General features: G+C 41.7%; 14 protein-coding genes. 6 read left to right on the forward strand and 8 right to left on the reverse strand.

Going from position 1 to position 14,951, the window contains the following annotated elements:
* The first annotated feature begins 49 nt into the window (after positions 1–49).
* Positions 50–373: a lipopolysaccharide assembly protein LapA domain-containing protein gene (locus tag GJV22_RS00145; RefSeq protein ID WP_163706994.1), complete on the forward strand. Its 324-nt coding sequence runs from the start codon at positions 50–52 to the stop codon at positions 371–373.
* 6 nt (positions 374–379) lie between these two features.
* A complete protein-coding gene (locus tag GJV22_RS00150; RefSeq protein ID WP_163706997.1) occupies positions 380–1,027 on the forward strand; it encodes a WbqC family protein in 648 nt (215 codons plus the stop codon).
* Positions 1,028–1,062: 35 nt separating this feature from the next.
* On the opposite strand, the gene GJV22_RS00155 is transcribed toward GJV22_RS00150, so the two are convergent.
* Complete coding sequence (locus GJV22_RS00155) at positions 1,063–1,485, reverse strand: NUDIX domain-containing protein (protein WP_163707000.1); 423 nt, start codon at positions 1,483–1,485, stop codon at positions 1,063–1,065.
* 68 nt (positions 1,486–1,553) lie between these two features.
* Positions 1,554–2,339 carry a C40 family peptidase gene (locus tag GJV22_RS00160; protein ID WP_163707003.1) on the reverse strand — a complete coding sequence of 262 codons (786 nt, stop codon included), beginning with the start codon at positions 2,337–2,339 and terminating at the stop codon, positions 1,554–1,556.
* A 168-nt stretch (positions 2,340–2,507) separates the two neighbouring features.
* Here GJV22_RS00160 and GJV22_RS00165 point away from each other — a divergent pair, with 168 nt between their 5' ends.
* Positions 2,508–4,574, forward strand: a complete 2,067-nt coding sequence (locus GJV22_RS00165; protein ID WP_163707006.1) for an HD family phosphohydrolase — start codon at positions 2,508–2,510, stop codon at positions 4,572–4,574.
* A 131-nt stretch (positions 4,575–4,705) separates the two neighbouring features.
* Entirely contained in the window at positions 4,706–4,948 is a 243-nt protein-coding gene (locus tag GJV22_RS00170) for a PLDc N-terminal domain-containing protein (RefSeq protein ID WP_163707009.1), read from the forward strand.
* 52 nt (positions 4,949–5,000) lie between these two features.
* Here the strand turns inward: GJV22_RS00170 and ftcD are convergent, their stop codons facing one another.
* Entirely contained in the window at positions 5,001–6,683 is a 1,683-nt protein-coding gene (gene ftcD, locus GJV22_RS00175) for a glutamate formimidoyltransferase (RefSeq protein ID WP_163707013.1), read from the reverse strand.
* A gap of 12 nt (positions 6,684–6,695) precedes the next feature.
* Entirely contained in the window at positions 6,696–7,865 is a 1,170-nt protein-coding gene (hutI, locus tag GJV22_RS00180) for an imidazolonepropionase (protein ID WP_238480246.1), read from the reverse strand.
* A gap of 566 nt (positions 7,866–8,431) precedes the next feature.
* On the opposite strand from hutI, the gene GJV22_RS00185 reads away from it, so the two are divergent.
* Positions 8,432–10,855, forward strand: a complete 2,424-nt coding sequence (locus GJV22_RS00185) for a DUF5686 family protein (protein ID WP_163707019.1) — start codon at positions 8,432–8,434, stop codon at positions 10,853–10,855.
* An 85-nt stretch (positions 10,856–10,940) separates the two neighbouring features.
* On the opposite strand, the gene GJV22_RS00190 is transcribed toward GJV22_RS00185, so the two are convergent.
* The 3 genes from GJV22_RS00190 to nth form a co-directional block, all read right to left on the reverse strand.
* Positions 10,941–11,288, reverse strand: coding sequence for a T9SS type A sorting domain-containing protein (locus tag GJV22_RS00190; protein WP_163707023.1), 348 nt, complete (start codon positions 11,286–11,288; stop codon positions 10,941–10,943).
* Between the two features lie 216 nt (positions 11,289–11,504).
* The gene (locus GJV22_RS00195) at positions 11,505–11,675 is read right to left on the reverse strand and encodes a DUF362 domain-containing protein (protein WP_163707026.1); all 171 of its coding nucleotides are present in this window, start codon (positions 11,673–11,675) and stop codon (positions 11,505–11,507) included.
* Positions 11,676–11,829: 154 nt separating this feature from the next.
* On the reverse strand, positions 11,830–12,486 hold the full coding sequence (gene nth / locus GJV22_RS00200) for an endonuclease III (RefSeq protein WP_163707028.1): 657 nt from the start codon (positions 12,484–12,486) through the stop codon (positions 11,830–11,832).
* Between the two features lie 81 nt (positions 12,487–12,567).
* Here nth and GJV22_RS00205 point away from each other — a divergent pair, with 81 nt between their 5' ends.
* A complete protein-coding gene (locus GJV22_RS00205; RefSeq protein WP_238480247.1) occupies positions 12,568–14,442 on the forward strand; it encodes an ABC-F family ATP-binding cassette domain-containing protein in 1,875 nt (624 codons plus the stop codon).
* Between the two features lie 4 nt (positions 14,443–14,446).
* Here GJV22_RS00205 and GJV22_RS00210 read toward each other — a convergent pair whose 3' ends face one another.
* Positions 14,447–14,950 (reverse strand): FMN-binding protein, encoded by a 504-nt coding sequence (locus GJV22_RS00210; RefSeq protein WP_163707034.1) that lies wholly within the window; start codon positions 14,948–14,950, stop codon positions 14,447–14,449.
* Between the last annotated feature and the right edge of the window lies 1 nt (position 14,951).

Here is a 14,951-nt window from a genome sequence, read left to right on the forward strand (position 1 = left end):
CGTTAGGTTGATTATCCTTTTTTTTATAATTTACAGAAAAAAGAAAATTATGTCAGCAGGAATCATCATCATTTTGCTACTGGCTTTATTGCTGGTTGTTTTCACTTTGCAAAATAGCGTCGCCATCGATGTCAAGTTCTTATTCTGGCAATTGGAGCAAGTGCCCCTGGTGCTAACGTTGATCGTTTGTATTATCATTGGTGTTATAATTGCAATGGTTCTGAACTATCCGAAAATATGGAAACTGAAGTCTAACATTAAAAGCCTGCAAAAAGAACTCAATACACTAAAATTGAAAGAAGAAACAGAGGAGAAACACCCGGAAGGAATTAAAATGGATGGTGGCTCTGATAATGATCTTTTCAACGCTTAGAATTTCATGTTAAATACATCTATTTTACTGAGCACAGCATATCTGCCGCCTATTCAGTACGTCACAAAATTTTTGCTACACCCGGAAGTTTGGCTCGAAAGTCAAGAAAACTTCATCAAGCAAACTTACCGGAACCGGGCAATTATTCTGGCTGCCAACGGGCCCGAATCATTGATTCTGCCTGTTGAAAAAGGTCGAAGTCTGAAGCAAAAAATCTCGGACTTACGCATTTCGTACGATACCAATTGGCAGCACATTCACTGGCAGGCTATTGTGTCAGCCTATAATTCAACACCTTTTTTTGAAATTCTGGAGGCCGACTTCAGGCCATTTTATGAAAAGAAATTTGAGTTTTTGTTTGATTTCAACCAGCAACTTCTACAAACTGTTTTCGATATATTGGAGATTGAACCGAAAATTTCACTCACGACTGACTTTGAAGCGGTACCGGATACCTGCCTGAATTTCAGGGAGGCAATTCATCCCAAACCACAGAAAGCGTTGCCCGATCCAAATTTTGAACCGGCTGTTTACTCCCAGGTTTTTGATGATAAATTTGGCTTCATACCCAACCTCAGCATTATCGACCTGCTGTTTAATTGTGGATCGGAAAGCTACGAAATGATACTAAAAAGCAGCACAAAAGACGTGTAGAAATTAAAATTTAGCGGTGCCGAAATTCAGGAACTTTACTTCAGAATCTCTGCTTTAAACCTGGCAACCAAATCAGCGTGGTCGAAAGCCAGTTCCGGCAATGCATCAACTGGGAACCATTCAGCATTAGCAGCATCATCTCCACTTTTCACAACGGCATCTTCCGAAACAAAGCCGTAGAAGAGTAGAGAAATGGTCCGTCCGCGAGGATCACGATCTACTTTATCGGCTGCCACAAAGGGTGTCAGCTCCTGAACGTCAAGGCCGGTTTCTTCCATTAACTCGCGTTTACACGCATCAACCAACAACTCGTCCATTTCGACAAAACCACCGGGGAGCGCCCATTTCCCGAAATACGGCTCAATTCCGCGCTGGATAAGGAGCAATTGCTTGCTGTCCTTCTTCAGGATAATTCCATCGGTCGTTAATGCAGGGCGGGGGTATTTGTATGTATACATTTTTGAAAGGGTGTTAGACGTTAAACAATAGCTATTGGACAACAAGCCAGCTTAATTGTGAGACTCGCTTAAGGCAAAATCCGCTTCATCACACGCATTTTGTGCGTATACCGTTTGGTGTCGATATTAAAAATCCCAAATTGATCGACATTGTCAATCCTCACTTTTCCTGAGGCGTGGATAATCTTATTCTTTTCCCAAATGATCCCAACATGAACAATATTACCTTCATCGTTATCAAAGAAAGCCAGATCACCTGGCTGCGCTTCTTCAACAAAACTTAAGGCTACTCCCTGATGAACCTGATCTTTGGCGTCTCTGGGTAACTTTATGCCAATCATTTTATAGATAATTTGGGAGAAACCGGAGCAATCAATCCCGAAAGGAGAACGTCCACCCCAAAGGTAGGGTGCATTAAAATACATCAATGCCTGACGGATCATAAATTTCCGGGCTTCCGGCGGCTCATGATAGGTAAACTTACCTGTCATTTTATAGACATCCCTGTCAATCGAAAACTCATGTTTATAAGGTCGCCAACAAGGCAGAGAACTACCGGCAACAATCATCGCATGCTGCTCCTCATCAATCGGTATCAGGTTAAATATATCGGTACAAACGGCAACGGGCGACTTTTCAATTTTAACAAATGACCGTTCGTTCAGCGGGGTAATCATTTTATAGTCTACCCAACCTTCGTAGCCATCATAAACCATTACAACCCGGCACCATCCCATAAAGTGTTCGTGAACGTAGAAATGTTCGCCAAATAGAATCTGAGAAATCATTTCACTCTTTTCCGATGGTTCTTTTCGGACAGGAATAATACTAAGGCCGGAAATACCGTAATTCATCTATCAATTACTGTTTTATAGTTGCATACCTGTTAAGTCTGGATGCTTAAAACACCTGAATTAATTGGGCATACCTCTTTTCATCAAAGAAATTGTTATTTTTAGTTTTCAAAGATAAAACATCAAGCTTAGTTTTAACCCGCTACGTCGATCTTTAAAAAGGTATTTATGAAAAAGTTATTAACTCGCCTGGGGCAATATTACCACGTCTTATTTATTGCATTGGTCTTTTCCGCCACCATTTTCTTGTTATATCTGGTAATCCCCGGTGAAAGCCGTTTCAGGTACGAATTTCAAAAGAACGCACCCTGGCGTCACGAAACATTGATCGCCCCTTACAACTTTGCAATTTATAAGCCGGACGAGCTGGTGAAAGCAGAACGGGATTCTGCTCAAAAGCAATTCATTCCATACTACCAAAAAGATACTTTGGTAGCCTTACAGCAGGGTAAAAATCTGGAAATTGAGCTTCTCAATTTAAGCAAAGAACTTTCAAACCTAAACGAGAAAACAATCATGTCCCTGACCTCGGTCATGGACGGAATTTATCATGCGGGAGTCATTTCCCAATCACCTGAAACACATCCGGTTTTAAAAGAGAAAAAAGCGCTTTACGTGATCGATAATAAAACAGTCTCGAAAGTGCCCATTGATTCAATCTATTCACTTAAAACCGCTTTTCAAGCCTTAAATGATACGATTCACTACTTTTTAAAAGATCAGTATGCCGCGCTAAATCAAAATATGAATCTGGCCGATTACATCCAGGCAAACCTCAGCTACGGTGAAGAGTATAACCAACAAGAAATGACCAAACTCGTTAATGCTGTTTCGGAAACTCAGGGTATGGTGCAGGCGGGCGAACGAATTATTTTCAAAGGCGACATTATTACGCCTGAAAAATTCCAAATTTTAAATTCGCTGAAGAGAAGTTATGAGACCAAACAGGGGCAAAACATTGATCGTTACATGCTGATTATTGGCAAGTTGATCCTCATTATTGCATGTATCTTAATTCTAATTCTTTACCTGGCGTACTTCAGGCGCGAAATATTCAACGAAAAGCGACACCTGAGCTTTATTCTCATGATGATCGTGCTAATGGTGTTCACATTTCGGTTTATTTTACAGCACGATTTCATCAATATTTACATCGTCCCGCTAGCGATTCTGCCTATCCTACTCCGCATTTTCTTCGATTCGCGGACGGCCATTTTTGCTTTGCTGGTCACCTCACTTCTGATCGGCTATTTCGCACCAAACAACTACGAATTCATTTTCCTGAACCTGATTGCCGGTTTTATAGCGGTCTTTAGCCTCGACAAACTGCATCGCCGATCGCATCTGGTGTTTACCGCGCTGTGGGTTTTCCTCACTTACAGCATTCTTTTTGTGGCTTTATCCATGATTCATGAAGGAAACCTGGAGGCAATCCGGTGGGATGAATTGGAATGGTTTGCCGCGAATGCTATTTTAATTCTACTGGCTTACCCGTTGATTTACATTTTTGAAAAACTATTTGGCTTTGTTTCCGATGTCACACTAATTGAGTTATCAAATACAAACCAGCCGCTTTTACGCAAACTAGCCGAAGAAGCGCCGGGTACCTTTCAGCATTCATTGCAAATAGCCAACCTGGCTGAAGCTGTTATCTACCGCATTGGAGGAAACCCCTTTTTGGCTTATGCAGGCGCATTGTACCACGACATTGGCAAAACAAACCAGCCAGTGTATTTTATCGAAAATCAGTCAGCCGGCATGAGTCCACACAATGAAATGGACTATAAGGAAAGTGCAAAAGTCATTATCGATCATGTTACTTATGGCGTGCGTCTAGCCCGCAAAAACAAACTACCAGAAGTTTTAATCGACTTCATCACCACCCATCACGGCACGATGCAAGCCAAATATTTCTATACACTATACAAAAATGAACATCCTGAAGTAGCTGCCAACCCGAAAGATTTTACCTATCCGGGGCCGCGGCCGCAAAGTAAAGAAACATCGGTTGTGATGATCATTGATGGTATCGAAGCTGCAACACGTGCTTTGAAAGAAAAAAATCACGAAAGCATTCGAGAGATTATTGACAAAATGGTGCAGAGTAAGCTGGATGACGGCCAATTGGACCATACTGATCTAACGTTGAGAGACATCAGCATTATTAAAGAAACTTTGCTCGAAAAACTAATGAATATCTATCATGTACGGATTGAATATCCGAAAGAGAAATAAATATTGGTTATTTAGGGTATAATCATTAATTGATGATCACTTATAAACAATAATTTTTGCTGAAATTTTAAAACGCTATTTTATTTAACACAATTATGCCTTAAATTAGCTTACAACAAAACAAGAACCGAATGAATTCATTTTTAGTCGCCACCGGACCGCAATACATTCTGACTTTGCAGTTTTTATTTGCCATACTGATTTTGTTACCGGCGATGGCTTTGGTAAGTGTATTCAGAAATGAGTTTGAAGGCAACAAACGTTACTTTTGGGCAGCGTTAATCCTCTTTTTCCCGATCATCGGGTCGTTGCTGTACATTTTTATTGGCCGGCAACATCGACTTCGCAGAGCTCTTTGGAACGAAAACATATAAAAGAAAAGCACTCTCAAATGAGTGCTTTTCTTTTTCAGTTCTGTAAGGATATCTAGTCTATCTTTTCGTATACTATTTTCAATATCTCCTGCTCTTTCAGCTCTGCTTTATAAAGCAATTCTTCAGCATGTTGTTTCAGCTGAGCGACCTTTTCCTTATCATTCAATCCACCCAGGTTTATCAAAACATTGAAATAGGCTCCCTGAGCCGCTGTACGGGCACACAATGCCCCTACTCCTGCATCCGAAACAGAGTTCGGATTACCGATCGTCGCCATTGCTTCAATCACTTCCATCGATTCGAAGGCAGTTTCCATCACTGATAACGGAGTCGAAATAGCATTTAGAGTTGCCTGTTGAATGGCTTCAGCTCTTGCCACCTTTTCTGTATCGCTACTTTTAGGCATTCCAAAGGCATTCATCATCTGTTTGAATGCCAATGTGTCCTCATCAACCAACTTCAACAACCAATTCTGATGAACTTTGGCTTTCTCCGCCCATTCCGAAAATTCATCCCATTTTTCATCCCAACCTCGCTTATGAGCTGATAAATTGGCGACCATTCCTGCCAAAGCGGCTCCCAGAGAGCCAACATAAGCAGAGATCGATCCTCCGCCGGGCGCCGGAGATTCGGAGGCTGTTTCGTTCGCAAAAGCAACCAAACTTTTTTCCCGAAGCAATTGTTCTTGCGACTCCAACTGGTATTCAATAATGCGCTCTTTCGGGTTAAATGGTGCCAACTCGTCAAGTCCCATTGACTTAACCGCTATTTTAATAATTTCTTCGTCTGCCACACCAGTTGACCGTTGTTGTTTCCGAAGGAAATACTTCCCGGCATCCAACATCGCCTGCAAAGGAATGAGACCAATAAGTTCAGAGCCTGTAGCCCGCATTCCCCGCTCTTCAGCACTTTTACAAACCGCTTCGAAAGCCTTGTGGATGGACGTAACAGTAATATCCGTCAAATTCATAGAAATTTGCGCAACACCATATTCTTCAATAAACCACCCGATGGCTCTGACTTTCTTCAAAGTTCCCGGAACACGGACAGGTTCACCGCTTTTATCTTTCACAATTTTACCGGTTACCGGATCTCCTTCGCGCAACACACGACCTGCTTCGCGCACATCGAAGGCTACTGCATTCGCGCGACGTGTTGATGTTGTATTCAGATTCACATTATAAGCAATCAGGAAATTGCGTGCACTAACAGCTGTCGCCCCTGCTTTAGCGTTAAATTCCGTCGGACCGAAATCGGGTTTCCAATTGGGATCTTTCAGTTTTGCAGGCAATCCTTCATATTCTCCGGAACGACAGTTTGCCAAACTTCGACGTTCCTCATTTTGAGCTGCAAACTCATAGCAATAAACAGGAATGGCTAATTCTTCACCAATACGCTGTGCTAATTTTCGTGCGTGAACGATGGTCTCTTCCATCGTGATATTGGCCACAGGCACCAGCGGACAAACATCGGTCGCTCCAAATCGGGGATGCTCTCCCTTGTGCTTGCTCATGTCAATCACTTCCGAAGCTTTTTTAACCGCTCTGAAAGCAGCCTCAACAACTGCATCCGGCGTCCCAACAAACGTCACGACCGTGCGATTCGTTGCTTTTCCCGGATCGACATTCAGTAATTTTACTCCCTTAACGCTTTCGACTACGTCGGTTATTTGTTTTATGATGGCAGGATTTCGCCCCTCGCTAAAGTTAGGAACACATTCTATCAATTGATTCATAAGAACTTTGAATTAAATAATTTCACCGTCCAAAATGATGGTTTCAATCAAATTGCTCGCATAGTGATATGGAATATTGGCATAACCTGGCAATTCTTTCGTGATAAAAACATTACCCATTTTTCCGGTGCAGATACTTCCGCAAATACCCTCGACTCCCATTGCATAAGCAGCGTTTATAGTGGTCGCATTAATTGCCTCTTCCGGTGTCATTTTGTACTTGATGCATCCCATGGCACTCATAAAATTCATATTGCCGGATGGCGATGATCCCGGATTATAGTCAGAGGCTAAAGCGACCGGCAACCCTGCAGAAATCATCTCCCGAACAGGAGAATAGGGCAAGCCCAAAAAGAAAGCTGATCCCGGCAATACGGTTGGCATTGTCTCGGTTCCCTTCAGCGTTTGAATTTCTTCACTACTCAGATAATCCAAGTGATCAACCGAAAGGGCATTGTATTTCACACCAACCTGCACACCTCCGGTAAACCCGAGCTCATTGGCATGAATTTTTGGTCTTAGTCCGTATTTCACTCCTGCCATTAAAATTTGTTCGGTTTCAAGAGGCGTGTAAAACCCTTTGTCACAAAAAACATCAATATAGTCGGCTAATTCTTCGGCGGCAATAACAGGCAGCATTTCATGAATTATCATTTCAATGTATTTCTGCCGATCGTCACAATACTTTTGAGGCATCGCATGAGCGCCCAAAAAAGTAGCTTTTATGACCATCGGACTGTCCTTCTTTATTCGTCGAATAACCCTCAACATTTTCAACTCCGTTTCGGTGGTCAACCCGTAGCCACTTTTTATCTCAACGGCTCCAGTCCCCTGCATAGCGACCTCGTGCAGACGGCTCATTGCTGAATTAAAAAGTTCTTCTTCTGAACAACTTTCAATCATCAAGGCTGAATTAAGAATTCCACCACCACGCTGAGCGATTTCCTCGTAACTGAGTCCGTTAATTCGATCAACGAACTCTTTCTCACGAGTACCGGCGAAAACCAGATGTGTGTGTGAATCACAATAAGAGGGCAAAACTAAACGATTGGAACAATCCAATTCAACTAATACGTCGTTATCCAGCTTTTCATCCTTCAACTCACTCATCGGCCCAAACCCCTCAATAATGCCATCTCGCATTACCAGATAAGCATCTCTCAGAACAGGTAACGAATTCATTTTCGTCCCTGATTTAAACCGAACTGAACAATCTTCAACCTGAACTAATTCCCTAATATTTTCGAGTACGATTCTCATAGTATATGAAATATACCACAATTTATATAAAGTCTTCACATAAAATAGCTGCTAAAAATCATATAGGAAAAATCTCTTTAACAACACGTTTTTCCTATGATTAGCAGCACGCCGTTTGGGAGGAATAAAAAGTTTACAATATCAGATGTCAAAGTCTCTGCCAATAAAATTTCGGTTAACGCAACATTGAACGGTATTTGAGTGTTTAGGCTCCAATACCAGATTTGAACATTCGTTTAACTTATTAACTTTTATTTCACTTGGAACAAAAAAAGGCTGACATCGTGAGTACCTATCATTTTTTTAATCAATTTTACGCCCGGTTCCTAACACCGAGTCAAAGCCGCGGGTGTTGAGCAATGAACCGAATCAGAAACAGAAAACAATACATGTTAAGTCAAACTTCTAAGTTTGCTAATAGGCTTGTCCGCTCTTTACTTTTGCTTACAGCAGTTTTATTGGGGACAACAAGCTATAGCCAGCAAAAAATGCTATTGGGTACAGTTACCGACCTCCAAACCGGTGAACCAATTCCTTTTGTCAATATTATAATAAAACACACAACAACGGGAACGATGACCGACACAATCGGCAACTTCAGTCTCCGTTTTCCGGCTTTAACAGATACAATTCAGTTTACTGCAATTGGCTATACATCGGTCGAAAAACTGCTGCCTCGAAAAGATATGCATTCCATCGAAATCGCCATGGCACCTGAAACCTTCGACATCTCTGAAGTTATGGTTGCTCCGGACGAAGGGCCTATGCGGGAACTTTTCCAGCACATTATGAACCGGAAGAAGGCCAACAATCCGGATCAATACAACAAATATTCGTACAAGAAATACTCTCAGTGGGAATATCAGATTAACAATATTGGTGATAAACTACTGGATTCTAAAGCTTTTCGGAAGAATTCGAATGTCATAAAAACAGCCGATGACAGCACCAAATACCTTCCATTATACTTCTCGGAACAGCTTGTTTTTAACGAAATACAGCGAGAACCAGCCAAGAAAAAGTCAACAGTTTTAGCCGACCGCACCAATGGAGTTGGCATATTAAACGACCTGGAAATATCAGGATATACCAGTGCTTTGGATATGGAGGTGAATTTTTACGATAATTACATCAAGCTTTTCACCCAAAACTTCGTGAGCCCCCTGGCCGACAACGGATGGTATTACTACAAATATTTTCTAGCCGACAGTTCATCTATTGATGGGGTGATGCACTACCGCGTTCACTTTCAACCTCGCCGTGCCGGAGAAAATACCTTCAAAGGATACTTCATTTCGGAGAATAAATATTACTCGATAGTCGAAATAGACGGAGACCTTTCTACAACAAGCAACCTCAACTTTTTAAAACGACTTCACCTCAACAGCGAGTATTATTTTGTCAACGACTCTACCCCATTTTACAAACGGAATGAGATTGATGCCCTCTTTGATTACATTCCTTTTAAAAGTCAAAAGAAGGACACTAAACGACTATCGTTATTTTATACGCAATCAGCTTCCATTGATGAGGTAACAATCGATCCGGAGGGTGAAATAAAACTTAGCGCACCAAAAGCAAAATATGAAACGATAAAGCTGCCGGATGCCTACGACCGGGATTCCACATACTGGAAAGAACACCGGATGAAACAATTAACAGAGAAGCAAATTATGGTGGGCCAGGTTATCGACTCTATCAGTCGGATTAAGCAGGTCAATATCGCCAACAATTTGGCACGCATGTCTGTAAATAGCTATTACGACCTGGGCCGGTTTGAAATTGGTCCGTTTACCAGTTTTTATAACACCAATAAGGTTGAAGGCAGTAAATTCTTTTTCGGTGCCAGAACAAGTGAGGAGATCAGCAAGAACTGGATGGTTTGGGGTGGCCTCGGTTATAGCACCCGCATTGAGAAACTTTCGGGAATGTTTGGGGTTGGCTACAAATTCAAAACCATCAACAGACAGGTACTAAAAATTGGTTACGACGACAAAATGATCCGCCATGGTGAAAATGAGAAAATATTGTATTTGTATGAAAATGCCTTCACTGCAACCGAAAACAACCTGATTTCGCAACTGTTAAAACACGATCCACTGGATGAAATATACAGAGAGGAAAAAATAACTGCGCAATACGACTATGAGTGGTATCCGGGCTTAATGAATAAATTGATTGTAAATTATACCAAGCATTATTCACCCGAATTCTATCCGTTCATGCGTGACGGAAATCCGGTATTCTCCGTATCGGCTACAGAGATTAGTTTGGACACTCGTTTTTCGTCGGAAGAAAAAGTAGTTGACAAAGGTTTCCTCCGCTTATACATGGGGACCGAATTTCCGATTATTCACCTAACGGTTGCAGGAGGACAGGTCTATTACGATAATCAATCCGGTTATTACGGAAGGCTAGCCTCAACAATCAAACAGGAAGTTTATATGGGGATGACTCGTTTCGACTACGCCATTGAAGCCGGTTGCTATTTAGGCAAACTCCCCTACACAATGCTTGACATCCCCCGCGGGAATGAAACCTATGGCTTGTACAGCTACGATTTCAACTTACTGAACTACCTTGAGTATGTGCACGACAAATACCTTCATGCGTACCTCGAGTACCATTTAAATGGCTTTTTCTTTCGACGGGTTCCATTGCTAAAACGAGCTAATTTACGTGAAGTGTTTTCGGCCAAGCTGCTAGTAGGCTCTGTCAGCAATAAACATGAAGAAATAATCAGTTTCCCGACTACAATTAGCAGTATGGATAAACCATACATCGAATTGGGAGCAGGTTTGGAAAATATCTTTAGTATGTTCCGGATCGAAGCGCTTTGGAGGGTACAACCGGGATCAGTTATCGGTGCACCCCAGTTCGGAGTGCGCGCCAGATTTGAACTCGGCTTATAAATCGTGACAATTTGCAAAATTGCATGCAATCCGAATTCGGAAAGACAACTATTAGATTTGAAGATTGAGGAGTAAAAGGAAGCAGTTAAACTTTCCGCAGGCGATTAACAAAGTTTTGTTCACCAATTTTAACTTTCAACAAATAAAGTCCGGAGTGTAGCTTGTTCAAGTTTAGACGAATTTTTTGCGTTCCAGGCATTATTTCAACCACCTCCCACTGTTGAACCGGATTTCCTAAAATGTCCATTAAAACAATGCTTGCTTTGGAAAAATCGTCACTGGTAATTTCAACAAACAAGTGGTCATCGATCGGATTTGGAAAAACACGCTCTACTTTTGTCGCATTTTCGTCTTCCGATGAAGGAGTATTTGTTTGGGCATTCCCAATCAAACCAGCTATTAGAAGTATTATAACAAGTAAAAATTCTTTCATATTTCTCTCCGAGTCCTATACAATATACGATTTTTTACCGAAAGGTAACCCCTAACATTAGGAGAATCCTCATTGCCAGGACACTGTTTTTACAGCAGGAATTCGCGAACTCAATAAGAGTTTATGCGAGGGGAAGAGAAAAAAGTTTCGATTTCGAAGACATAAAAAAAGCCTGTCAATATTATTGACAGGCTTTAAATTTTATGCTGTCCGATATTATTCTGCTACAGAAATAGCATCAACCGGGCACACTTCGGCGCAAGAGCCACAATCAGTACAAAGATCGGCGTCAATCTTGTAAATATCTCCTTCAGCAATAGCTTCAACTGGACATTCATCAATACAAGTTCCGCAAGCGATGCACTCATCTGAAATTACATAAGCCATAACACTTCTTTTTTATAGTTAAAGATTACGAGCAAATGTACGAAGTTTGAAAAAATATCAAAGTAACACCCCTTAATTTTTTATGAATCCAAATAAGCACTCTTAAAGTCCACTTAACATGCAGCCCTATTTCGGATAAAACACTCTTTAATTATCAGGCATTCAGGGCCTTCTTCTGCTGTTTTTCGTAGTACTTGCAGAACTCCTTCAACCCACATTTGCTACATTTGGGCGAACGGGCCAAACAGGTATAACGTCCATGCAAAATCAGCCAATGATGAGCCAGCGGAACTATTTCTTCCGGAAAATACTTCATCAACTGCTTTTCAGTTTCCAAAGGGGTTTTCGAGTTGGTTGTTAAGCCAATTCTCGCTGACACCCTGAAAACATGCGTATCAACTGCAAAAGCAGGTTTTTCGTATACTACCGAAGCGATTACATTTGCTGTTTTGCGACCAACACCTGGCAACTTTTGAAGCTCAGCAATATCATCAGGCACCACTCCTTTATAAACTTGTGTCAACATTTTGGCCATACCAACCAAATGCTTGGCCTTATTATTCGGATAAGAACAGGAACGGATATAGTCAAATACTTCAGCTGGTTCAACTTCTGCCATCAACTCTGGCTTCGGGAAACGCTTAAAAAGATCCGGAGTCATTTGGTTCACCCGCTTATCGGTACACTGGGCCGAAAGAATCACAGCCACCAGTAATTCATAGGGATTTGAATAATGCAACTCTGTTTCCGCAATCGGCATCTCTTTTTGAAAATAGGCAATCACTTTCTCGTATCGTTCTTTCTTTTGCATAGTCAATTATTTGAGCAGAAAACAAAAATACGCCATCCGGCTTACTATGCAAATTATTCCTATTTTTGCGCAAAACATTTTATGATGATCCCCTATTTGCAGGCTGAACAAATCTCGAAGCGCTTTGCTGACTACATGCTTTTCGAAGATATTTCATTTACCATTTTTAAAGACCAGAAAGTTGCCCTAATCGCTAAAAACGGAGCGGGAAAAACAACGATGATGGAAATTATGGCCGGTAACGACACGCCTGACAGTGGGAAAATCACAGCCACGAAAGATATTAAAATTGGCTATCTGCGTCAAAATCCGGATTTGAATCCCGGAATCACTGTTTTGGAACAAGCCTTAAAATCCGACAATCCAGCCTTGCAAGTTGTACGCGAGTTTGAGAATGCGCTGAAACACAATGACCAAGAAGCGATTGAGCATCTCTCAAGCAAAATGGATGAATTGCATGCCTGGGATTTTGATGTGAAAGTGAAACAAATTCTCAGCCAGTTAAAGATCGACGATTTCGATCAACGCGTAGGAGAACTCTCGGGCGGTCAGCAAAAAAGGCTGGCTCTGGCCAATGTCTTGGTGAACGAACCGGATTTATTGATGCTGGATGAACCAACCAACCACCTCGATTTAGAAATGATTGAATGGTTGGAAATGTACCTGGAGAAAACCAACTGTACCTTGTTTATGGTTACGCACGACCGCTACTTCTTGGACCGGGTGTGTAATGAGATTATTGAGATTGATCAAAATCAGGTGTACAGTTACAAAGGCAACTACGGCTATTACCTTGAAAAAAGACAGGAACGCATTGAGCAACAGCAAGCATCGACCGAAAAAGCGCAAAACCTCATGCGTACCGAATTGGAATGGATGCGCCGCATGCCCAAAGCACGAAGCCATAAAGCCAAATATCGCGTTGATCAATTTCAGGATTTAAAAGAAAAAGCCGGTTTTCGACGTCGGGATGAGAATCTGGAACTAAGCATTGCTTCATCAAGAATGGGGAGCAAAATTCTGGAGCTTGAACATGTATCGAAAGCCTACGGCGATCTAAAGTTGATCGAAGACTTCAGCTATAAGTTTTCACGGTTCGAGAAGCTGGGGGTCGTTGGGAAAAACGGAACAGGTAAGTCGACCTTCCTGAACGTGATCACTCAGGCTATTGCCGCCGATACCGGAACCATCGACTGGGGACAAACCATCAAAATTGGCTACTACCGTCAAGATGGTATCAATTTTAAATCCTCGGAAAAGGTCATTGACGTTGTAAAGAATATTGCAGAGGTCGTTCAATTTGAAGACGGAACCAAAATGACTGCCACTCAACTACTCACCCGCTTCTTATTCCCACCAGAAAGTCAATATGGTTTGGTTGAGAAACTGAGTGGAGGCGAACGACGTCGTTTGTATCTGTGCACTATCCTGATGCAAAACCCCAATTTCCTGATTCTGGATGAGCCAACCAACGACCTCGACATCATGACGCTGAACGTGTTGGAAGATTACCTGGCTGCCTTCGATGGTTGTGTTATCGTTGTTTCTCACGACCGTTATTTCATGGATAAAATAGTAGATCACCTGTTCGTGTTCGAGGGAGACGGAAAAATTAGAGATTTCCCGGGCAACTACACCATTTATCGCAATAGCGTAGAAGAGGAAGAAGAGAAAGCATTGGCTCAAGAAAAAGCGCAGGCGAAGGAATCGAAAGCTTCAGCCCCCAAGCCAAAAGCACAGTCGCAAAAGCTTACCTTTAACGAAAAGCGTGAATTCGAGCAATTAGAAAAGGACATTGAACAACTGGAAGAGGAAAAAGCAAAACTAGAGCACGAAATGAACTCGGGAGAGTTGGAATCGGACGACTTGGTTCAAAAAAGCCAACGGTATTCTTCTCTGACCGATGAACTGGACAAAAAAGAATTGCGCTGGCTCGAATTGAGTGAGAAACAATAAGATTTTATAAATCTGAACTATTGAGTAAATCTATAATTTCGTGAATGCGGTTGGTGATTGAACTGGCAGATAAGGTTGCCCCGGAGATTGCTTGAATATCGTCTCCGTACTTTAACGTTCCCCCTTTATAGCCTTGAAATTGATTCAGCCACTTTTTGGATGTGATCTCGCCACCATGATCTGAAATATATTTCACAACACGCACCATCTGTGTTGATTTGTCCAAATCGGTCAACAGGAAGAAACTGAATTCATCATAGCGCCCCATTCCGTTGGCTACAATTACATATCCCTGTTTTTCGCCCTTCAACTGATAAGAATAAACAGCTCCAATCTTTTCCGTCAGAGCAGCGTCAGCTTCAACTTCATCCAATTCAATATCCGACTTGGATACGTTCATTTCCTTCGACAAAACCTTGAGGATCTTTCCGGTACTCTGCCCGAAAAGATCCATTTTAAAGGTTAAAAGAAGTGTTATTAATAATACTATGTAAATTCTTCTATTCATG

The sequence above is a fragment of the Mangrovibacterium lignilyticum genome (assembly GCF_010882175.1).
Taxonomy (GTDB): Bacteria; Bacteroidota; Bacteroidia; order Bacteroidales; family Prolixibacteraceae; genus Mangrovibacterium; species Mangrovibacterium lignilyticum.

Coding starts and splice junctions, on each gene's coding strand:
- GJV22_RS00160 (WP_163707003.1), bottom strand. CDS start 2,339: ATGAATTACGGTATTTCCGGCCTTAGTATTATTCCTGTCCGAAAAGAA.
- GJV22_RS00165 (WP_163707006.1), top strand. CDS start 2,508: ATGAAAAAGTTATTAACTCGCCTGGGGCAATATTACCACGTCTTATTT.
- GJV22_RS00150 (WP_163706997.1), top strand. CDS start 380: ATGTTAAATACATCTATTTTACTGAGCACAGCATATCTGCCGCCTATT.
- GJV22_RS00170 (WP_163707009.1), top strand. CDS start 4,706: ATGAATTCATTTTTAGTCGCCACCGGACCGCAATACATTCTGACTTTG.
- ftcD (WP_163707013.1), bottom strand. CDS start 6,683: ATGAATCAATTGATAGAATGTGTTCCTAACTTTAGCGAGGGGCGAAAT.
- GJV22_RS00185 (WP_163707019.1), top strand. CDS start 8,432: ATGCTATTGGGTACAGTTACCGACCTCCAAACCGGTGAACCAATTCCT.
- GJV22_RS00190 (WP_163707023.1), bottom strand. CDS start 11,288: ATGAAAGAATTTTTACTTGTTATAATACTTCTAATAGCTGGTTTGATT.
- GJV22_RS00205 (WP_238480247.1), top strand. CDS start 12,568: ATGATGATCCCCTATTTGCAGGCTGAACAAATCTCGAAGCGCTTTGCT.
- hutI (WP_238480246.1), bottom strand. CDS start 7,865: ATGAATTCGTTACCTGTTCTGAGAGATGCTTATCTGGTAATGCGAGAT.
- GJV22_RS00155 (WP_163707000.1), bottom strand. CDS start 1,485: ATGTATACATACAAATACCCCCGCCCTGCATTAACGACCGATGGAATT.
- GJV22_RS00210 (WP_163707034.1), bottom strand. CDS start 14,950: ATGAATAGAAGAATTTACATAGTATTATTAATAACACTTCTTTTAACC.
- GJV22_RS00145 (WP_163706994.1), top strand. CDS start 50: ATGTCAGCAGGAATCATCATCATTTTGCTACTGGCTTTATTGCTGGTT.
- nth (WP_163707028.1), bottom strand. CDS start 12,486: ATGCAAAAGAAAGAACGATACGAGAAAGTGATTGCCTATTTTCAAAAA.
- GJV22_RS00195 (WP_163707026.1), bottom strand. CDS start 11,675: ATGGCTTATGTAATTTCAGATGAGTGCATCGCTTGCGGAACTTGTATT.